The following is a 20,104-nucleotide window of genomic DNA, read 5'->3' as shown; positions in this document are numbered from 1 at the left end:
GTGACCGACCTCACAGGCGCCGCGCTAACATTGGCAAAACAGAAGGTCCTGGGGCTCGAGAAGCACGAGCGCACGACCGAACGATTCAAGCAGCTGGCACAAGAGGCAGCCGACATGCTCTCAGCCGCTGGGGCAGTCTCCGTGGACGAGGTTGCTCGGCTCCTTGAGGGCGATTTCGATGTTTGGGTTCCACAGGCTGTGGTGGTTAGCGACCCCGGAGACCACATCCCTTGGTTGCCGAATAGGCGCAAGGAGATTGACTTTGCATACTGGAAGCGATATGCAGAATGGCTCACCAAGGCATGGAAGCCAAGCACCGTTGAGGCCCTCGACGAAACAACGGACCAGATCCTCGGGCTTCTTGAAAATCCAGAACGCGTCGGCTCCTGGAAGACGTACGGGATGGTCTACGGACAAGTTCAGTCCGGCAAGACCGCTAGCTACACTGGCCTAATTTGCAAGGCCGCTGACGCCGGCTATCAGGTGGTTGTCGTTCTGACCAGTCAGCACGAGAGTCTCCGCCACCAGACGCAGGCTCGACTCGACAAAGAATTCCTCGGCTTCAATAGCAAGCTCAGCAGGAATCCGGACGCCGACAGCTCTGTCATCATCGGAGTCGGCACACTGGGAATGAAGAAGCCGACGATCTGTCAGCCAGTTACCACTCAGGTGAGCGACTTCACTACTGCCCAATTCCAGGGCACGCCGGTGAACATCAATGAAGTTTCCGTCCTCGTGGTCTCCAAGAAGAATGCCCGCATCTTGGAAAACTTGAAGGATTGGCTGGGCAACTTCGCTACGGGGGATAGCGGCGAGCCTCGCGTCATTCGCAACCTGCCACTCCTCCTGATCGACGACGAGGCCGATTATGCCTCCGTGGACACCAAACGCCCAAGCAAGGGAAGCAACCAGAGCGACCCGGATCACGACCCCACCGCCATCAACAAGGCAATCCGCGGATTGCTGGAATTGTTCGAGAAGCGGGCATATATCGCGTATACCGCAACGCCGTTCGCGAACATCTTCATCCCTGACGCCACGGAGCACCCCGAATACGGAGATGACCTATTCCCCAAGAGCTTCCTTGTCGCGCTGGAACCACCGTCCAATTACTGCGGCCCCGAAGTGGTGTTCGGTTTGGAGGATCCCTCCGCTGCTGAAATCCGCGAACCCCTGCCAATAATCCGCAATGTGGACGACCACGAGGCATGGCTTCCCGATGGGCACAAGAAGGGGCAGCGCCCCGGCAATCAGCTGCCGCCTTCTCTCGTGGAGGCACTCGACGCATTCTTGCTTTCCACGGCAGTACGGAGAGTGCGTGCGAGGGATTACGACGTAGCTGGCGGCCACAACACCATGCTCGTCCATGTGACCCGTTGGACTGATGTCCAAGGTGAGATCGCCAGGCAGATCGAGGATCATCTGCAAGGAATGTCGGACGACTGGGGAGATTACGGAAAGGTCGGACGTGAACTGCGGTCACGACTAATCGATCTCTGGCACCGGGACATCTCCCCCACCCGCGAAGAGATCGTAGGGCGTGATGACGTCAGCGCTCTTGCCGGCCCGCCAGTCTCTTGGGAGAACGTCGAGCAGTTCATTCCTCTCGTTCTGGAAGAGGCGGCCTCCAATGTGAAGCGGATCAACGGCACTGCGGCCGACGTGCTCGAATACCAGTCGACTACCCCGGTGACCGTCGTGGCAGTGGGCGGCGACAAACTCTCCCGTGGCCTCACCCTCGAAGGCCTAACGGTCTCGTATTACCTCCGAGCTTCGAAGACATACGACACGCTCCTGCAAATGGGCCGGTGGTTCGGATATCGCCCGGGGTACCTGGACGTAACTCGCCTGTATACCACCAAGGAACTAGTCAACTACTACGTCCACATCACCCGCGCCAACCGAGAGCTGATGGACCTCACCGCGGCCGTTTCACGAGCACAGCAAACACCCAAGCACGTTGGCCTCCGGGTGCTGGACGGCAAGGGAAACCTGCAGGTAACAGCTGCCACGAAGATGCGCTCATCGCAGGTCATGACAGTGAGCCTCTCTGCGACTCGAGCGGAAACCCTGGTCATGCGAACAGACAAGCGAGCACAGGCGGAAAACTTCGCCCGTCTCGAGCGGCTCGTAGATCGGATTCTCCCGCTCGATCCCGTGCCCAGTGAAAATCTGAACGGCGCGGGGAGGGGGTTCTTCCGACAGCAGGTCCCACCACAGGATATTCTTGATTTTCTCGATGGCTTCAGCGTCTCACCACGCGTCCTCACAGCCAATCCAGAGAATCTGATCCCGTACATCAGAAACCAGGTGGCGAAAGGCGAGCTCCTCCGATGGACCGTCGCAATCACGGGAGGAGTTTCAGCAAATCGCCTGAACATCACCGGCCTCGACGTTCCGCTCGTGAAGAGGCGGACGATCACCCACTCCAGGGTACTTGATGGGGAATGCGAACTCGGCGTTCTGGTGAGCCCCGCCCACGAGGCCCTAGGGCTTTCTTTGGGTACCGTCACCAGAGCATTCAATATGACTGTTGCAGATTTCCGCGATAGCGGAAAGGCTCGGGAACCCAAGCGCGCAAGCGGCGAAACCCTACGCCGGCTTCGCGATCCCGGCGAGGGCTTGCTGCTCGTATACCCCATCGATCCACTTGCTTCCGAAATCGAAGTTCCAGACCCTTCGACCCCTGTCGTAGGTTTCGCAGTCGTATTTCCCCACTCCGACCGAGCAGAGAAGATTAAGTACCGAGTAAATCAGGTATTTCTCGACGGCCTCCGGAAAGCTGTTGACGAATATGCCGAGGGTGAAGAGTGATGACTGCAAGCACTCCAGAGCAACTCGAACAGAGCTTTTACAAAGCTGAGGCCGAAGGCAGTGAGACCCCCGGCGCGATTCGCCGGAGGCTCTTGCCTGAGTCATCTCTCAATGTCTTCACCGAAGTCCGCTTCCCAAGCCGTGAATGGGCGCTACTGGTCCACAGCGCGGAAGAGCTCGAAGACCGCGATCTGGTGCTTGCCTCCGGGCTCACCTGCCGTACCAGAACCGGCTCCGTGGAGGTTGTCGCCAGCCCTGAGACGGACCGGTTCCTATTCTGCACACTGCTTGCCGATCTCGTGCGGCAGCTCCATGTCCCGACAGCAACTCCCACATCAGCTCTGGTGCGCCGACTCAACGCTTGGCGCAAGATGCTGGACCGAGGCCTCCCGACGGGCCTCACTCCGGAAGCCCGCGTTGGGCTGTTTGGCGAATTGGTGGCACTCCAGGATGTACTGCTGCCGGCCATCGGCTCAGCTGGCATCACTGCATGGGTCGGCCCCTCAGGGGCACCAAAGGACTTCGTACACTTCTCGACTGCGCTTGAGGTGAAGACCGTCTCACGCAGAGACTCAAGCAGATGTCGAATCAGCAGCGAGCACCAACTGGACGCCGTTACAGGGACAGATCTGTACCTCGTGCACCAAGTGGTTGCAGGCTCGCAGAATGGTGCCTCTCTAGCCGACGTCGTTGACGAGCTCCGCGGCGATCCTCGCGTCCAGCACGAACGCGCATGGTTCGAAAACTGCCTACTTGAAGCCGGCTGGCTTGATGCCCATAGAGATCAATACGTTAACGACCGGTACGCACTGAGCCGCAGACAATTCTTTCGTGTAGGTGAAGGATTTCCGCGGCTGACCCCCTCTGACCTGCCGTCAGGAGTGTCCGGGGTAACATACATTGTCGATCTGTCTGACTGCGGTTCGTATCGAGTGGACGAACGATCGGTGCAGTCGTCGGTCGCGCAGGCCGACAAGGCAGAGGGGTAGCGCGTGCACGACGAGTCGGTGCAAGAGTTTGCCATCACGCTCGAGCAGGCCATCGAGGACCGCTTGGGGCAGGAGCCAGGGTGGTTGAAGCGCGATGCCTTTGTGCAGGTCGCCGGCGACTACCTTGTGGACGACGGGTCTCTGGAAGATCTACACGTGTGCTACTTCGTCAGCCCTTCTGGGCGCAGCCGCATGGAAGTAGCGGGCTATTCAGTTAGTGACGATGGGCGCGTTCTGGACCTGGTGACTGCCGACTACGGGAATCACGGGCAAACCATCTCACGCGATCAAGTGAGGCGTCGCTACAACTGGGCAACGTTGTTCGCAACTGCCTGCCGTGATGGGCATCACCTCGACATGGAGGAATCCAGTGCCCAATTCGACATGGTGCAGGATATTCATTCCAGATGGCCAGAAATCGGCAAAATTCGAATCTTTCTACTGACCGACGGCCGTAGCACCCTTCAGGATCCTCCCCCTGACGAGCTCGGCGGTATTCCCGTAATCCATAATTTGTGGGATATCGAGCGACTCAGGAGACTTGCCACATCAGGTCGCCATGAGGAGCCAATTTCCGTCGACTTTGAGAAACTCGGAAATCCGCTGCCTTGCCTACCTGCCCCCACAGGCGGCGACTATCAATGCCTACTCACCGTGATGCCAGGCAAGTTGCTCGCTGACATCTATGAGGCCCACGGACCCAAGTTGTTGCAACGAAACGTCCGAGCCTTCCTCCAAGCTCGCGGCAAGGTGAACAAGGGGATTAACGAGACGATCCAGACAAGTCCAGATCGATTCCTCGCGTACAACAATGGGATCTCAGCCACTGCAACTGGAGTAACTCTCGAACAGCGAGGCAGCGAGACCTACCTGCTTGAACTAAGCGACTTGCAAATCGTTAACGGCGGACAAACCACAGCATCGCTTCATCACGCCGCCAAACGCGATAATGCGGACCTTAGTGAGATTCAGGTCCCTGCAAAGATTACGGTCGTGCAGCCAGATGTACTCGACCAGCTCGTCCCAAAGATCTCCAGGTACGCTAATTCACAGAATACGATTAACGAAGCAGACTTCGAGGCCAACAGCCCATTTCATGTTGAACTTGAGCGCCTCTCGCGGAGTATTTGGGCACCCGCGGCGGCGGGTTCAACACGTCAAAGCCGTTGGTACTACGAGCGCGTTCGGGGCCAGTACAACGTCGATCGAGCTCGACGTCACACGTCAGCAAAACAAAAAGCCTTCGACCTCGAGTACCTCCGCAGCCAACGGTTCACCAAGACCGACGCCGCAAAATACGATATGACATTTCGACAGTTGCCTCACTTCGTGAGTCTTGGCGCGCAGAAATGCTTTCAGTCATGGACGCTGAATTTTCTCTCAGTATCATCGGCAGTGCCTGACGAAATATACTTCCAAGCTCTCGTCGCGAAGAGGATCCTCTTCGAGCACGGGAGAGCCGAGATCAGGAAACTGAATCCAGGTGCCGGCTACTTGGCCAATGTGACGACCTACACCCTGGCCCGACTGGCCGCGGAAGTCGACTTGGACGACGTCCTAGCCACCGTGTGGCGGGAGCAGGGACTCCCCGGCCACATCCGGCACGCGGTGCACGAGCTAAGTGGGCCTGTCCGCCAAGTGCTTCTCGCCGCCCCGGGTTCGGGAAACGTCACTGAATGGTGTAAGAAGGAGGACTGCTGGAAAAGTGTGCTGGACATCCAGTGGGCTGGCCTCTCGCCCAAGGTTCCTGGGCAGGCGCGGCAAGCCGTGAGGACCTGAAGCCAGCCTCGTGGGACACCCGAGGCTCTCGAACGGACAGCCGCTGTCTCTGCACGCCAGCGGCCTCTTCGTAGACGTGATCTCATGCTCCCCGCGCAGGCGCCGGCTTCTACCGACTGCGACGAACTTGGTCTTGAGCTACGCCATCATTCAGTTGTGCGACCTGCGCGAAGCGCTTGTCTGGGGCGTCCTACTGTGTTGTCCTGGTGGTCGTTGACAGAGCATGAATCAAGGAGGCTTGGGTGTCGTTCTACGGGGTGAAGCTGCATCGCAGCGACGTACTCCAGCTCAGCGAGCATCCCGAGGCTTGCACCGAGGAGACCTTCGCCACATGGTGCGCGAGCCGGATCAACTCCGGTGCCCGTCTGGCTGTGGATCTTTTTTCCGGTGCGGGTGGCTTGAGCCTGGGGCTAGAACATGCTGGGTGGACTGTCGCTGCCTCCGTTGACTCCGATCAACGCGCACTCGAGACTCACCGAGCGAACTTCCCCGGGTTGGCTTTGGGCACGGACCTAGGCGATGACGACCAGCGAGCCAGCCTCATCGGCTTGTTGCGGCAGACAGACATCGACCTGATCGCCGGTGGTCCTCCATGCCAGCCTTTCAGTCGAGCTGGGCGCAGCAAGATCAAGAGCCTCGTCGACGCTGGGGTTCGTGACAGTAATGACATCCGCAGGGAACTGTGGCGTGCCTACCTCGAAGTCGTCCTTGAGGTCCAGCCGCGTGCGGTGCTCATGGAAAATGTCCCGGACATGGCGCTTGGCGACGACTTCCACGTCGTACGAACGATCGTTGACTCCTTGGAAGAAGCCGACTACTTCACCGAAGTGCGCTTGGTCGATGCCTGGCAGTATGGCGTCCCCCAACACCGAAAGCGCTTGATCGTGTTGGCGCGACGGGACAGCTCCGAATTCACCTGGCCCGCCCCCAGCGACCCCGTTCACCTCCGGCAGGCCATCGGCGATCTCCCCGCGCTCCCCGAGGACAACCCTGTCGGCGATCGACGTCTAACCTACGCCCCCTCGGGGGAACCGTCTAATTTCCTGATGCTCATGAGGAAAGAGACGGAGGAGCCTGACGTAATTCACGATCACATGACCCGGCCGGTACGCGCCGATGATCTTGAAGTCTTTAAGCGTATGACCCACAAGACGCTTTACTCTGACATTCCTGAACACCTTCGCCGCTACAAAGCGGACACCTTTGACGACAAGTACAAGCGCCTCAATTGGGATGACTATAGCCGCTCCATCACTGCGCATATCGCAAAGGATGGTTACTGGTACATTCACCCCTCGCAGCATCGCACTCTCACCGTGCGTGAGGCCGCTCGGATCCAGACCTTCCCTGACCACTTTCGGTTCTCGGGTACCCGTAGTGATGCGTTCCGGCAGATCGGCAATGCTGTGCCACCCCGGCTCGGTGAGGCAGCCGCGACTGCGCTGAAGCCAACCTCGGGATCCACGCCTGATAAGAACGAGTGGCTTGAATTGCACCGAGCGCTCGCAGCATGGGGACATCGGCAACGTGATGGGAGGTCCTGGTTCCTTTACCCTGGACCACACGTACAGCAGGCCGTCGCGCTCGTAGTGTCGCTGCTTGGGGCAGAGCGCATAGGGGCCCGTAATCTTGAATGGGCTATTCAACAACTCAAGGGGCGCCCGAAGCTGGTATCAAAGGAGCTTCAAAAGCTCTACGAGGCAATCGACGATCCGCGGACACGTCAGCGCCTGAAGCGCATAGAGGAACTGACGTCGAAGCGGAATGTTTGGCAAGACACGGAAGAGCTTGCCAGACAGCTCAAATTGAAGCCTGCCGAGGGTGCTACCTTCCGACTCCTCCTGGGTGAGGATGTCATGCTCGCCCAGCAAGGCCCGTTGCGTGTGGCGTCAAGGGTGTTTGCCAGCAACTCGGATCGTACCAACAGGCTTACTGATGGACGTATCGAAATGGCTCGGCTCATCGGCGGCGGCGCCGACGCACCGGTCCGCATGGCGGCACTGAGGCAGTTGGCCTACACGAACTGCCTGCCCAGCGAACCGTACTGTGCCAGTTGCCCTCTCCAGCAATGGTGCCGCTCGGCGGACGAACCCGAAGGCGACGAGCGGCTCTGCTGAGCCCATCTCCAAACGGGCCACCGCTGTACCACCCGTGGTTGAGTTCCGGTTGCTGCCCGCCCGCGAGCAACAACCGGCGCTCAAGCATCGCTACGGCACTGCCGTATCCGTCGGACAGAACCTAGGACCGCCGCAAGCCCTTGATCCATACCGGCCTCTTGCCTCGCGCGTCGATCGCTTTCTAGGGTTTCTAGATAGCCGAGAGGCCGAGCGCCACCTTCTGGCAGGCGGAACGTCAGCCGTCCGCCGCACGGTATTTGCGGACCGCGAGGGCGCGGAAGACCGTGACGATCAGGATCGAGTAGATCAGCGACGCCCACACGGGGTGCTGCATCGGCCAGGCGTCGGACTGGACCACGCCCGGGTCGCCGAAGAGCTTGCGGCATGCCTGGACGGTCGCGCTGAAGGGGTTCCACTCGGCGATGTGGCGCAGCCACGGCGTCATCTGCTCCGGGTCGACGAACGCGTTCGAGATGAACGTGACCGGGAAGAGCCAGATCAGGCCGCCGGACGTTGCCGCTTCCGGGGTGCGGACCGAGAGGCCGATCAGTGCGCCGATCCACGTGAACGCGTATCCCAGGAGGAGGAGCAGGGCGAAGCCGCTCAGTATCCGTCCGATGTTGGTCGGCTCCGCGGAGCCGGGGCGCCAGCCGACGAGTAGGGCGACGAGCGCGAGGACCGTCAGCGTCAGCGCCGTCTGGGCGACGTCGGCCATGGTGCGGCCCGTCAGGACCGCGCCGCGCGCCATGGGGAGGGAGCGGAAGCGGTCGATCAGGCCCTTGTGCATGTCGTCGGCGATGCCCGCGCCCGCTCCGGCGGTGGCGAAGGTGACGGTCTGGGCGAAGACGCCGGCCATCAGGAAGTTCTTGTAGACGTCCGGGTCGGTCGTGTCGCCGATCTTCATCGAGCCGCCGAACACGTATGTGAAGAGGACGACGAACATGACCGGCTGGATGAGGCCAAACAGGATCATCTCGGGAATCCGGGACATTCTGATCAAGTTCCGCTGGGCGATGACGAGCGAGTCAGTCATGGCGCTCATGCGGTCCGCTCCTTCCCGGAGCCGGAACCGCGCGAGTCGGATCGAATCGAATCTCCGCGAACAGGATTCGGGATGCGTGCCATGCGGATGAGGTTGCGCTTGGCGACGACCAGGGAGTCCCGCGCGGACTGGATGACACCGCCGCGCGCTCTGGGGGCCGCCGTCCCGAGGGTGGTGTTGCCGATGGCACTCATGTGGCGGCCTCCTCGTCCTCGCGCGTCTGCCCTCCGGCCCCCGGACGGCGACGCTCCCGCTTCCCCTCCCGCACCGCGCCCCGCGCCCCGGTCGGCGTCCCGTCCCGCGTGTCGCCGCCGTTTCTCCGCTCCTCCTCCGCCTCGGCCGCGTGGCCGGTGAGGGAGATGAAGACGTCGTCCAGCGTCGGCCGGCGGAGCCCGATGTCGTCGATCTCGACGCCGCGCCCGTCCAGCTCGCGGATGACCTCGGCGAGCAGCTTCGCGCCGCCCGAGACCGGGACGGTGACCTTTCGGGTGTGCTCCTCGATCTTGGAGTCGCCCTTGCCGAAGGACCGCAGGATCTCGTCGGCCACGGATATGTCGCCGGCCTCGTGCACGACGACTTCGACGCGCTCCCCGCCCGTACGGGCCTTGAGCTGGTCGGAGGTGCCGCGTGCGATGACCCGGCCGTGGTCGACGACCGCGATGTCGTGGGCGAGGTGGTCGGCCTCCTCCAGATACTGCGTGGTCAGCAGGAGGGTGGTCCCTCCGGCGACCAGTTCCTGGATGACCTCCCACAACTGCTGCCGGTTGCGCGGGTCGAGTCCGGTGGTCGGCTCGTCCATGAACATCACGGGCGGGCTGACGACCAGGGCCGCCGCGAGGTCGAGACGGCGGCGCATGCCGCCGGAGTAGGTCTTGGCGGTGCGGTCGGCGGCCTCCTCGAGATGGAAGCGCTCCAGCAGCTGTTCGGCCCGCACCTTCGCGTCGCGGGCGCTCATCTGGTAGAGCTGACCGACCATCCGGAGATTCTCACGTCCCGTCAGATACTCGTCCACCGCGGCGAATTGGCCCGACAGGCCGATGTGACGGCGGACCTCGGTGGGGTTTCTCAGGACGTCGATGCCCGCGACGACGGCCCGGCCGCTGTCGGGTTTGAGCAAGGTGGTGAGTACGCGTACCGCGGTGGTCTTGCCGGCGCCGTTGGGGCCCAGCAGTCCTAGAACGGTTCCTTCCGGAACGTCGAGATCGACGCCGTCCAGAGCCCTGACGTCGCCGAAGGTCTTGACCAGGCCTTCGGCGTAAATGGCGCCTGGCATGGAGGTTCTCCCCGTATCGGGTGACGTATTACAGGATTTTACGTTCGCGGGGCCCGTCCCGCCCGGGAATGAACCACCCCACTTGTCACCACATGACGAGATAGCCCGCATTCCGCAGGGCTTCACCCACCTCCGCGCAGTGTCCGGGCCCCTTGGTCTCCAGATGCAGCTCCACTTCCGCCTCCGTGAGCCCGAGACGCGGATCGGTGCGCACGTGGCTCACGTCGAGGACGTTCGCGTCCAGCCCCGACAACACCTCCAGAAGCGCGGCCAGCGCCCCCGGGCGGTCCGTCAACCGCAACCGCAGCGACAGGTAGCGGCCCGCGGCGGCCATGCCGTGCCGCAGGATGCGCTGCATGAGCAGCGGGTCCACGTTGCCGCCCGACAACACCGCGACGACCGGCCCCTCGAACGAGTCGGGCGCGGCCAGCAGCGCGGCCACCGGGCTCGCCCCGGCGGGCTCCACCACGAGCTTCGCCCGCTCCAGGCAGAGCAGCAGCGCGCTGGAGAGGTCGTCCTCCGTGACCGTGACGACCTCGTCGACCAGATCATCGACGATCCTGAACGGTACGTCGCCCGGCCGCCCCACCTTGATGCCGTCCGCCATCGTCACCGGAGCCGGTATCGACACCGGGTGCCCGGCGGCCAGGGAGGGCGGGTACGCGGCGGCGCCCGCCGCCTGTACGCCGACGATCCGCACATCGGGCCGCAGCGCCTTGACCGCCACGGCGATCCCGGCCGCCAGCCCGCCGCCGCCGACGCCCACCACCACGGTGCGCACCTCGGGGCACTGCTCCAGGATCTCCAGCCCCACCGTGCCCTGCCCCGCCACGACGTCGGGGTGGTCGAAGGGGTGGATGAAGACCGCGCCGGTCTCGTGGGCGTAGGCCTGGGCGGCCCGCATCGCGTCGTCCACGATCTGGCCGTGCAGCCGTACTTCCGCGCCGTAGTCACGGGTGGCGGCGACCTTCGGCAGCGGCGCGCCCTCCGGCATGAACACCGTGGAGCGCACGCCCAGCAGGGAGGCCGCGAGCGCCACGCCCTGCGCGTGGTTTCCGGCGCTGGCCGCGACGACGCCCGCCGCCCGCTCCCGCTCGGTCAGACCGGCGATCCGGACATACGCGCCGCGCACCTTGAAGGAGCCGGTGCGCTGGAGGTTCTCGCACTTGAGGTGGACGGGCGCGCCGACCAGCCCGGACAGATAGCGGCTGCCCTCCAGCGCCGTGATCCGGGAGACCCCGGAGAGCGTCTTCTGCGCGTGGCGCACGTCGTCGAGGGTCAGGACGGGCAGGAGCGCCGGGTCAGACGGGACGGGAGCATCTTGCGGGGGCCCGCCGGACGGTCCGGTCGCCGCCTCGCTCGTCGCAGCGGAGTCGCCCGCCGACGGCCCGCCCGACGGCCGGCCACCCGACGGCGGACCGGGTCCGGCGCCCCCGCCGGTTTCCGCCGGCACGGCCCCCGCCGCCGCCGGAAGGGGCGGGCCGGACATCGGAAGGCGCTGCGCGGGCGCCGGCGGGGGCACCTTCGCGGGCATCTCGGGCTCGACGTCGCGCGCGATCTCGGGCGCGGTCCCGGGCGCAGCGTGGGGTACGGCGGGCCGGGGCGACGCCCCGAGGCCGTCCTCGTCACCAACTCGTGCAGCCATGGGGCCCAGTCTCGCAGCTCGCCCCCGGCCCGGCCCCGCAGAGCCGCACAAACCGACCGGTTTGCGCAGCACCGGTACGGCCGCCCGTCCGGCCGCGTACTCTGTCCCCCATTCCGCAGCGTTTTCCGAGCTTTTCCCCGCCCTTTTTCCGTCCCCGCCGCACGAAGTGAGTCCCAGGCCATGCCCACCCCTCCGGACATGACGACCGACCTCGCACCCGGTGTCCTCGACACCCTCCAGCACCAGGTGGCCGTCTTCGCCCGCCGCGCCGAACAGACCCGGCTCGGTGGCGTAGGCCAGGTCCGCAATTCGATGGACCGCGCCGCCTACCTCCTGCTCAACCGCCTCGATCAGGAAGGCCCGATGGGCGTCAAGGCGCTCGCCGCGGGCATGGGCATCGACTCCTCGACCGTGACCCGGCAGGTGGCGCCGCTGGTCGACACCGGTCTGGTCAAGCGCACCTCGCACCCCGAGGACGGACGGGCCGTCGTCCTGCAGCTCTCCCCGCGTGGCAAGGCCCGCCTGGAGGAGGTGCGCGCCTCACGGCGTGAGCTGATGGCGCTGGTGACCGAGGGCTGGACCGAGGCGGAGCGGGATTCCTTCTGCTCCCTGCTCACCCGTTTCAACGTGGCGCTGTCCGACCTGCACACCGCGCTTCCCCCGGTGCCGCCGGCCTCTTGACCCGGCGCGGGTCGCTGCCGTGTCCTTGAGGGCACATGCCCGCCACGGGCACGTGCCACGGAGGCCCCGGTGAACGAGCGGCGTGCGGCCAGGGAACGCCGTCGCGCCCAGGAGTTCGAGTCGTTCGTCGCGGGCGCGGGCGGCCGGCTGCTGCGCGCCGCGCTCCTGCTGACCGGGGAGCCGGGCCGGTCCGCCGGCCCCGGCACCAGCCATGGCGCCGAGGCCGCCGAGCGACTGCTGACGGCGGCCCTGGCCCGTACGTACGCGGACTGGGACCGGCTGCGCGGCGAGGATCCCTACGCCCGCACCCGGCAGGAGATGGCGGCCCGCTTCGCGCGGTCCGCCCGGCGCCATCGCCGCCCCCGCGGCGGCGTCCTGGACCGGCTCACCCCGCGGGAGCGCCTGGTGCTCGTCCTGCGGCTCCACGAAGGTGTCGCCGAGGAGCAGACCGCGGCCGCCCTGGGCCTGTCACCGGACCGGGTGCGGATCATCTGCTCCCGCGCGGTCGGCACCCTGCGCCGCCGTCCGGCGCCGCCCCCGGCGGCCACCGGGCGGCGGGCCGCGTCCGACGGCGCCGCGCCGTGAGCGCGCAGGACCGCGAGGAGGCCGAGGTCCGGCGGCTGATGGATCTCCCGCACCCGCGGCTCCCACCGGAGCTGGCGGCGCGGGCCGCCGCCCGGGGCCAACGGATCCTGCGGGTCCGCCGGGCCGTGCGGGCCGTGGCCTGGGTGCTGCTGCTGATCGCGGTGGCGGCCTTCGCCGTCTGGGCGGCGATCGAACAGCCCTGGTCGGCGCCACCGCCGGAGCCGTGACGGGCTCCGCGGCGTACGCGATGCCGCGCCCGCGATGCCGGCGCCCACCGATGCCGGCGCCCGCGATGACGGGCACCCGCGGCGGGCACCCGGCAGGGCGTCCCCGACCGCCGGACGGGCCCGGCTTCCGGCCGCGCTCAGCCGAGGTCCGCCCGTCCGGTGTTCAGGGAGGCGGCTAGCCCAGGGCCTGGGTGAGGTCCGCCAGCAGGTCGTCCGCCGACTCGATGCCGACCGACGCGCGCACCAGGTCCGCCGGGACCTCCAGCGCGGAGCCGGCCACCGAGGCGTGCGTCATCCGCCCCGGGTGCTCGATCAGCGACTCGACACCGCCCAGGGACTCACCGAGCGTGAACAGCTTGGTGCGGTTGCAGACCTCGACCGCCGCCGCCTCGCCGCCCGCGACGCGGAAGGACACCATGCCGCCGAACGCGCGCATCTGCTTGGCCGCGACCTCGTGCAGCGGGTGCTCGGGCAGGCCCGGGTAGTAGACCTGCGTCACCTTCGGGTGCGCGACCAGCAGCTCCACCACGCGCTCGGCGTTGGCGGTGTGGCGGTCCATGCGCACGGCCAGGGTCTTGATGCCACGCATGGTCAGCCAGGAGTCGAACGGGCCGGCGACGGCCCCCATGGCGTTCTGGTGGTAGGCCAGCTCCTCGCCGAGGGCCGCGTCGGCGGTGATCAGCGCGCCGCCGACGACGTCGGAGTGACCGCCCATGTACTTGGTGGTGGAGTGGACCACGACGTCCGCGCCGAGGGACAGTGGCTGCTGCAGGTAGGGGCTGGCGAAGGTGTTGTCCACGACCAGCTTCGCGCCGGCCTCGTGGGCGACGGTGGCGATGGCCGCGATGTCGGTGATGCCGAGCAGCGGGTTGGAGGGGGTCTCCACCCACACCGCCTTCGTCTCCGGCCGGATGGCGGCGCGGACGGCGTCCGGGCTGGAGGTGTCGGCGACCGACCACTCGACGCCCCAGCGGCTGACGACCTTCGCGAAGAGCCGGAACGTTCCGCCGTAGGCGTCGTTCGGGATGACGACGTGGTCGCCGGGCGACAGCAGGGCCCGCAGCAGGCAGTCCTCGGCCGCCAGGCCCGAGGCGAAGGCAAGACCGCGGGTGCCGCCCTCGAGCGCCGCCAGGTTCTCCTCCAGCGCGGTGCGCGTGGGGTTGGCGCTACGGCTGTACTCGTACCCACCGCGCAGGCCGCCGACGCCGTCCTGCTTGTAGGTGGAGACTTGGTAAATGGGCGGGACGACGGCTCCCGTCAAGGGATCCGGCTCCTGTCCGGCGTGGATGGCGAGGGTTTCGAAGGAGTGCTGGTCGCTCATTGAACCGAGGGTAGTACCAGGTTCACCGAAACACTCCTGTTCACTTGTAACCGGCGGATGAACGATCCGCCGGTCCCCCGCGTTGTCCCCTCGTCGGCCCACGTTCTCTGCTCTCAGGACGCCTCATGGAGTTTCTGTTCATCCTGCTCGCCCTCGTCATGATCTGCGGCGTCCTGGTGGTGCCCGCGATGCGGCGCCGCCGCGCCGGGCAGGACGCCGTGCGCGGCCACCGGGCCGCCGTCGATCCGGCCGGGGCGTACGGCTTCGTCCCCGTCGAACAGCTCGACGTGCGGCTGCCCGGCCCGGACCCCGAGCTGCTCGCGGCCGTCACCGAGGCGCGCCGCACGCAGGACTGGAAGCCCGCCTCCGAACTGCTGGCCCGCACCGACGCCACCACCGCCGCCGAGCTGCGCTGGCAGCGTGTGCAGACCCTGGCGGGGGCCGCGGCCCAGGAGCTGGCGGAGGCGCCGGGCACCGGCGGTATGTGGCTGCGGCACTGGCGGGTCGTGGCGCCGAAGGACGCGGGCGGCGCGGCCGTGCAGGCCGAGTTCCTGGTCCAGCAGGCGCTGCGGGACCCGTCCTCGCAGGACTACCGCATGATCCTGGAGGAGGCCCGCACGGTCTGCGCCGAGGCGGCCCTGCTGGCCCCCGGCGACGCCGTTCCGTACATCGTGCGGCTGGGCATCGAGCGGGGCCTCGGTTCGAGCGAGGCGGAGTTCCAGTCGGTGTGGGAGACCGTCGTGGCCCGCGCGCCGGGGCACATGGGGGCGCATCTGGCGGCGCTGCGCTACTGGAGCGCGAAGTGGCACGGCTCGCAGGACCGCGCGGACGCCTTCGCGCAGCGCGCGGCGGGCGCGGCCCCGGCGGGCAGCCTGCTGCCCGCGCTGCCGCTGTTCGCCGTCCACGACCACCTGTCGGACGTGAACCTGGTGCGCGGTCTCTACCAGAGCGCGGTGGTCACGCAGGCGATCGAGGCCGCGCAGTTCGCGGTGGCGCACGCGCCGGCCGACCATCCCGTGCTGCCGCACGTGCGGCACCTGCTGGTGTGGTTCCTGGTGCGCGCGGACCGCTTCCAGGAGGCCATGGACCAGCTGCGCAAGGTCGACGGCCACATCGGGGCGGTGCCGTGGACGTACGAGTCGGACCCGGTCGGGGCGTACGCGACGTACCGGGCGCTGGCCGTGGCGGGCTGGGAGTCCCAGGGCGGCCGGGGCTGAGGGGCTGACGGACCGGGGTGCGCGGGCCTGGGCCCGGGGGCCGAGGGCCGGGGAATTCGCCCAGGCCCCCGCCCGTTCCACGAGTGCCGCCCCCTTCCGCGTCACCTTGGAGCCGAGATGCTGTTCCACCGCCCCGAGACCCGTCTGCCGTCCCCGGAGGAGGCGCTCAAGGGCCGCCCCGAGCCGGAGTTCGCCCTCCCCGACCGCCACACCGTCCTCGGCAACCCCTTGGCGGGCCCGTACCCCGAGGGGCTGGCCGTGGCGGACTTCGGGCTCGGCTGCTTCTGGGGCGCCGAGCGCAAGTTCTGGCAGACCCCGGGCGTGTGGACGACCCTGGTCGGCTACCAGGGCGGCCACACCCCGAACCCGGCGTACGAGGAGGTGTGCAGCGGTCTGACCGGTCACACCGAGGCGGTCCGCGTGGTCTTCGACCCTTCGGCCGTGTCGTACGAGACCCTCCTGAAGCTGTTCTGGGAGTCCCACGACCCCACCCAGGGCTTCCGCCAGGGCAACGACACCGGCACGCAGTACCGCTCGGCGGTCTACACCCACTCCCCGGCCCAGCAGGCCGAGGCCGAGGCCTCGCGCACGGCCTACCAGTCGGTCCTGCGCGCCTCCGGCTACGGCGACATCACCACGGAGATCCTCCCGGCCGGCCCCTTCTACCCGGCCGAGCCGCATCACCAGCAGTACCTCGACAAGAACCCGGCGGGCTACTGCGGCATCGGCGGCACGGGCGTGAGCTGCCCGGTAGGCGTGGCGAAGGCCGACGGCTGACAAGCTCCCCCCTCGGGCGGAACGTGCTCCCCCCTCGGGCCGGACGGACTCCCCCTCGGGCCGGACGTGCTCACCCGAGGGGGCTGCGGCCCCCCGCTCCGCAGCCCCCGGGGGTGCGTCACCGGTCAGCTCAGCCGGGCGTCGGCGTAGGCGACCATGGCGTCGCGCTGGTAGCCGGCCAGCCCGTCGGCGATCTTGTCGAAGTTCGCGCGGAACCGCGGGTCGTCGACGTAGGTCTGGCCCAGGCCCTTGTACGCGGCCGCGTTCGGGGTCCAGAACCGGCAGACGCCCTGGTAGTGGGCGTCCACCTCGGCCTGCACGGCGGGGTCGTCCACCGGTGTGCCGGCGACCATGAACTCCGCGAAGCGGATCATCTGGGCCGTCACCTCCCGCTGCCACCGTTCCGTGTCCTCCTCGGTCATCGTCTCGACGGCCGGCCGGGACTGCTCCCACGCCTTGGGCCATCGCTCCCGCACCTCGGCGTCGGTCTCGGTGGTGGCGGTGTCGAATCCCTCGAACAGGTTTTCCGGCCTGTTGATCTTCACCATGTCGGTGTCTCCTTCTTCCCGTTCCTCCAGTTCGGCGATGGTGCGGCCGACCGTGCGGGCGAGTGTCTCCAGCCGGTCCCGCTCCGCCAGCAGCCGTTGGTGGTGCTCGCGGAGCACGGCCACCCGGTCGACCTGGCTGTCCAGGACCGCTTGGATCTCCCGCAGCCCCAGGCCCAGTTCCCGCATCAGCAGGATCTGCTGCAGCCGCAGCAGGTCGGCCTCCTCGTAGTAGCGGTGCCCGTTGCTCCCCATCCACGCGGGCGGCAGCAGACCGATCTCGTCGTAGTGCCGCAGCGTCCGGGACGTCACACCGGACATCCGGGCCACCTCCGCGATCGACCAGGCCATGGCCCGCCTCCCATCGCCGGGCCGGTCTCTCCGGCCCCACACGAAGACCGTAGAAGTTGACGCAACGGAAACCGCAAGCCCGTTACGGCGCCGCCGCGTCCCGGCGGGCCTGGGACAGCAGTACGCGGGCCAGTTCCGTGTGGGGGTGGGTGGGGCCCAGGACCCGGTCGCGGGTGGCCAGGACGTGTTCGTGGAGGGGGACCGCCCGGGCGAGGTCCCCCGCCAGTTGGTAGGCGAACGCGAGGTTGCTGCGGGCCGTGAGCGTCTCCGGGTGGTCGGGGCCCAGGACGCGTGCGTAGTCGGCGGCGCACCGCTCGTGCAGCGGGACGGCTTTCGCCAGGTCGCCCGCCGACCGGTAGGCGCTCGCCAGGTTGGCGCGCGAGGAGAGGGTGTTCACGTCGTCGGGGCCCAGGAGGCGTTCGCAGTCGAGGAGATTGCGGCTGTGCTGCTCGGTGGCCAGGTCCAGGTTGCCGGTCATCCCGTAGAGGTAGGCGAGATTGCCCCGGGCGACGAGCGTTTCCTCGTGGGCGGCGCCGAAGACACGCTCGCAGTCGTCGCGGTTGCGGACGAGCAGCGGGACGGCCTTCTCCAGCTCGCCCGCCGAACGGTAGGCGCTGGCGAGGATGGAGCGGGACGCGAGGGTGTGCGGGGCGTCCGCGCCGCGCAGCCGCGTCGAGGCCGCCACGGAACGCTCGGCGAAGGTGATCGCCCGGTCGGGCTGGACCTCGCTCTGCAGGAAGGCCGACGTCTGACGCCAGAGGGCGTCGGTGTGCTCGTCGTCCCGGTCGGACGTCACCCGGGTCGCGAGGGCCTCGATGTGCGGGAGCAGTTCCCGCCAGCGCGGCCAGCCGGTCACGTTGAACAGCGGGTCCGCCGGAAGCGCGGCGACGAGCAGTCCGACCGCACGGCGGCGGGCCGTCTCGATCGCCTCCTCGGCGCGTTGGGCGTCCGCCGGGTCGGGGGTGCGGGCCACGGCCTGGACGAGGCGGTGGACGGTGCAGGTCCGGGGGGTGAGCGTGATCATGCTGTACGCGTGCAGCAGCGCCAGCGCCTCGTCGACGGCGATCGGGTCGTCGTCGAGGGCCTCGGCCAGATCGCGCGGCACGTCGTCGGGGCCGAGCCAGGCGAACGTCCGCAGGATGTCGACCGCGAGCGGGTCCCGGGCGGCGATGGCCCGCAAGGTGAGCTGCCAGACGCGGGCGACGGTGCGCTCGTGATCGTCCGTGGCGGACGCGGCGAACATCCGTGCCGGGTAGCGGCGCAGCCGCGTCAGGTAGGAGGCGGGGGTGATGGCGGTGTGCTGGATGTACGCGGCGGCCTGGGTCAAGGCCAGGGGGAGGTGGCCGAGTTCGGCCGCCAGCTCCGGCAGGGCGGGGTCGTCGCCGAAGTCGCCGTCGGGGGCGTCCGGCTCGCCGATGACGCGCTTGAGCAGGTCCGTCGAGGCGTCGGCGGCGAGGGTGCGCAGCGCCAGGGGCCGCGCGAGGTGGTGCCAGCCGGTGGCGCGCCGACTGGTGATCAGGTGCTGCCCCGTCGTGAGGGGGCCGATCACCGGCGCGAGCGCGTCCGGTGCCTCGGCGTTGTCGAGAACGAGCAGCCAGCCGTCGTGCGACTGCAGCCACGCGGTGGCCCAGGCTGCGGCCTCCGCGCTGGTGGTGGCGGTGAGGTTGGCGTACGGGTCGAGGTGCGCGGCGAGGTCGGCGAGGGCGAGGGTGATGCCGTCGGGGGTCTCGGCGGGCACCCACCAGACGGGGTTGTAGCGGTCGCGGTGGCGGTGGGCGTAATGCAGGGCGAGGGTGCTCTTGCCCATGCCGCCGAGCCCGTGCACGACGGGCGGGGCGCCCCCGCCGTCGATCGCGGCGCCGAGCCGCGCCAGGTCCGCGTCCCGGCCGACGAAGACGGTGCCGCGCGGTGCGGGCAGGTTGTTCAGACCGGGTGGCGCCGGCACGTCGGCGGCTGCTCTGATCGCCTCGGCGGGAAGGTGCAGCGTGCGGTTGTCGATCGTGGCCGCGTCGCCGGTGCTGATGATGCCCTGGTTGCTGCCGGCGGCCACCGCGCCGGGGCCGGATGCCTCTCCCGGCGCCTGGTGCCGGTGCGTCATCGCTGGATGGTGGCTTCGCTTCCGGTGCTGATGATGCCGGAGTTGTGCTGCACGGCGACGGCACCCGCACCGGAGGCGGTGAACGCCGGCCCGGCGGGCGGCAGCAACCGGGCGATCTCGGCGGTGAGTTCGGGGTCGGCCAGCAGGGCCCGCTTGAGCTGCGCCCGCAGCAGGGCCTGGAGGTCCTCGTCGTCGGGCGCGGCGGCGAGCGCGTCGACCGCTCCCTCGATGTCCTCGCGGCTCTCCTCCCGCCGCCACACGCGTTGCAGGATCCGCTGCCCGAGCGACACCGTCGCATCGGCGCCCGCGTCGCTCACGCGCGTCATCACCGCCGTCCCGTACGCACCGACCGCCGTCGTGACGTACGGCGCCACCTGACCGGCCACCAGCAGAGCGTCCACGACCGACCTCCCCCCGTTCCGCCCACGCGGAGTCCCAGGGCGCTCAACTTACCCGTGCGGCGCGCCGCACGGCAGCCCGATGCGCCTTCGCCCGCTGCGGCGAGCGCCCCGCGGGGCACCACCGCCGCGCGGCGGTGTCCTCAAGCGCCGGACAGGCTCACTTTCAGCCTGTCCGGCGCTTGAGGACGCGCCCGCAGGGCACTCAACCGCCGCAGGAGGTCGGGAGGGCCAAGAGCCGAAGA

General features: G+C 67.6%; 17 protein-coding genes. 9 read left to right on the top strand and 8 right to left on the bottom strand.

What is annotated here, in order from left to right:
* From ACZ6MA_RS14315 to ACZ6MA_RS14300, 4 genes are all read left to right on the top strand, one after another.
* Positions 1 to 2,814 carry a Z1 domain-containing protein gene (locus ACZ6MA_RS14315; RefSeq protein ID WP_469433717.1) on the top strand — a complete coding sequence of 938 codons (2,814 nt, stop codon included), beginning with the start codon at positions 1 to 3 and terminating at the stop codon, positions 2,812 to 2,814.
* Positions 2,814 to 3,803, top strand: a complete 990-nt coding sequence (locus ACZ6MA_RS14310) for a PD-(D/E)XK motif protein (protein WP_469433715.1) — start codon at positions 2,814 to 2,816, stop codon at positions 3,801 to 3,803. Before ACZ6MA_RS14315 ends, ACZ6MA_RS14310 begins: the two co-directional genes overlap by 1 nt.
* A 3-nt stretch (positions 3,804 to 3,806) precedes the next feature.
* Entirely contained in the window at positions 3,807 to 5,582 is a 1,776-nt protein-coding gene (locus ACZ6MA_RS14305; protein WP_469433714.1) for an AIPR family protein, read from the top strand.
* Positions 5,583 to 5,824: 242 nt separating this feature from the next.
* A complete protein-coding gene (locus ACZ6MA_RS14300) occupies positions 5,825 to 7,699 on the top strand; it encodes a DNA cytosine methyltransferase (RefSeq protein ID WP_469433712.1) in 1,875 nt (624 codons plus the stop codon).
* 235 nt (positions 7,700 to 7,934) lie between these two features.
* On the opposite strand, the gene ACZ6MA_RS14295 is transcribed toward ACZ6MA_RS14300, so the two are convergent.
* From ACZ6MA_RS14295 to ilvA, 4 genes are all read right to left on the bottom strand, one after another.
* On the bottom strand, positions 7,935 to 8,741 hold the full coding sequence (locus ACZ6MA_RS14295) for an ABC transporter permease (protein ID WP_469433711.1): 807 nt from the start codon (positions 8,739 to 8,741) through the stop codon (positions 7,935 to 7,937).
* Complete coding sequence (locus ACZ6MA_RS14290; RefSeq protein ID WP_469433710.1) at positions 8,738 to 8,935, bottom strand: hypothetical protein; 198 nt, start codon at positions 8,933 to 8,935, stop codon at positions 8,738 to 8,740. Before ACZ6MA_RS14290 ends, ACZ6MA_RS14295 begins: the two co-directional genes overlap by 4 nt.
* Positions 8,932 to 10,014, bottom strand: coding sequence for an ATP-binding cassette domain-containing protein (locus tag ACZ6MA_RS14285; protein ID WP_469433708.1), 1,083 nt, complete (start codon positions 10,012 to 10,014; stop codon positions 8,932 to 8,934). Before ACZ6MA_RS14285 ends, ACZ6MA_RS14290 begins: the two co-directional genes overlap by 4 nt.
* An 85-nt stretch (positions 10,015 to 10,099) precedes the next feature.
* On the bottom strand, positions 10,100 to 11,503 hold the full coding sequence (gene ilvA / locus ACZ6MA_RS14280) for a threonine ammonia-lyase (protein WP_469434117.1): 1,404 nt from the start codon (positions 11,501 to 11,503) through the stop codon (positions 10,100 to 10,102).
* Between the two features lie 336 nt (positions 11,504 to 11,839).
* Between ilvA and ACZ6MA_RS14275 the strand changes: the two genes are divergently transcribed.
* The 3 genes from ACZ6MA_RS14275 to ACZ6MA_RS14265 all read left to right on the top strand — a co-directional run bounded on the left by ACZ6MA_RS14275 (position 11,840) and on the right by ACZ6MA_RS14265 (position 13,152).
* Entirely contained in the window at positions 11,840 to 12,340 is a 501-nt protein-coding gene (locus tag ACZ6MA_RS14275; protein ID WP_469433707.1) for a MarR family winged helix-turn-helix transcriptional regulator, read from the top strand.
* Positions 12,341 to 12,409: 69 nt separating this feature from the next.
* Positions 12,410 to 12,925: a sigma factor-like helix-turn-helix DNA-binding protein gene (locus ACZ6MA_RS14270; RefSeq protein WP_469433706.1), complete on the top strand. Its 516-nt coding sequence runs from the start codon at positions 12,410 to 12,412 to the stop codon at positions 12,923 to 12,925.
* Positions 12,922 to 13,152 carry a hypothetical protein gene (locus ACZ6MA_RS14265; protein WP_469433704.1) on the top strand — a complete coding sequence of 77 codons (231 nt, stop codon included), beginning with the start codon at positions 12,922 to 12,924 and terminating at the stop codon, positions 13,150 to 13,152. Before ACZ6MA_RS14270 ends, ACZ6MA_RS14265 begins: the two co-directional genes overlap by 4 nt.
* Before the next feature lie 175 nt (positions 13,153 to 13,327).
* Here the strand turns inward: ACZ6MA_RS14265 and ACZ6MA_RS14260 are convergent, their stop codons facing one another.
* On the bottom strand, positions 13,328 to 14,473 hold the full coding sequence (locus tag ACZ6MA_RS14260) for a cystathionine gamma-synthase (protein ID WP_469433702.1): 1,146 nt from the start codon (positions 14,471 to 14,473) through the stop codon (positions 13,328 to 13,330).
* A gap of 125 nt (positions 14,474 to 14,598) precedes the next feature.
* Here ACZ6MA_RS14260 and ACZ6MA_RS14255 point away from each other — a divergent pair, with 125 nt between their 5' ends.
* Both ACZ6MA_RS14255 and msrA read left to right on the top strand, forming a co-directional pair.
* Entirely contained in the window at positions 14,599 to 15,690 is a 1,092-nt protein-coding gene (locus ACZ6MA_RS14255; protein ID WP_469433700.1) for a hypothetical protein, read from the top strand.
* 117 nt (positions 15,691 to 15,807) lie between these two features.
* Positions 15,808 to 16,467, top strand: a complete 660-nt coding sequence (gene msrA, locus ACZ6MA_RS14250) for a peptide-methionine (S)-S-oxide reductase MsrA (protein WP_469433699.1) — start codon at positions 15,808 to 15,810, stop codon at positions 16,465 to 16,467.
* 125 nt (positions 16,468 to 16,592) lie between these two features.
* Here the strand turns inward: msrA and ACZ6MA_RS14245 are convergent, their stop codons facing one another.
* The 3 genes from ACZ6MA_RS14245 to ACZ6MA_RS14235 form a co-directional block, all read right to left on the bottom strand.
* Positions 16,593 to 17,363 carry a MerR family transcriptional regulator gene (locus tag ACZ6MA_RS14245; RefSeq protein WP_469433698.1) on the bottom strand — a complete coding sequence of 257 codons (771 nt, stop codon included), beginning with the start codon at positions 17,361 to 17,363 and terminating at the stop codon, positions 16,593 to 16,595.
* A gap of 82 nt (positions 17,364 to 17,445) precedes the next feature.
* Positions 17,446 to 19,461, bottom strand: a complete 2,016-nt coding sequence (locus ACZ6MA_RS14240) for a tetratricopeptide repeat protein (RefSeq protein WP_469433696.1) — start codon at positions 19,459 to 19,461, stop codon at positions 17,446 to 17,448.
* The gene (locus ACZ6MA_RS14235) at positions 19,458 to 19,862 is read right to left on the bottom strand and encodes a hypothetical protein (protein ID WP_469433694.1); all 405 of its coding nucleotides are present in this window, start codon (positions 19,860 to 19,862) and stop codon (positions 19,458 to 19,460) included. Before ACZ6MA_RS14235 ends, ACZ6MA_RS14240 begins: the two co-directional genes overlap by 4 nt.
* Between the last annotated feature and the right edge of the window lie 242 nt (positions 19,863 to 20,104).

It is taken from the genome of Streptomyces sp. NPDC042259 (assembly GCF_055582085.1).
This window is presented reverse-complemented; position numbering and strand designations above follow the sequence as displayed.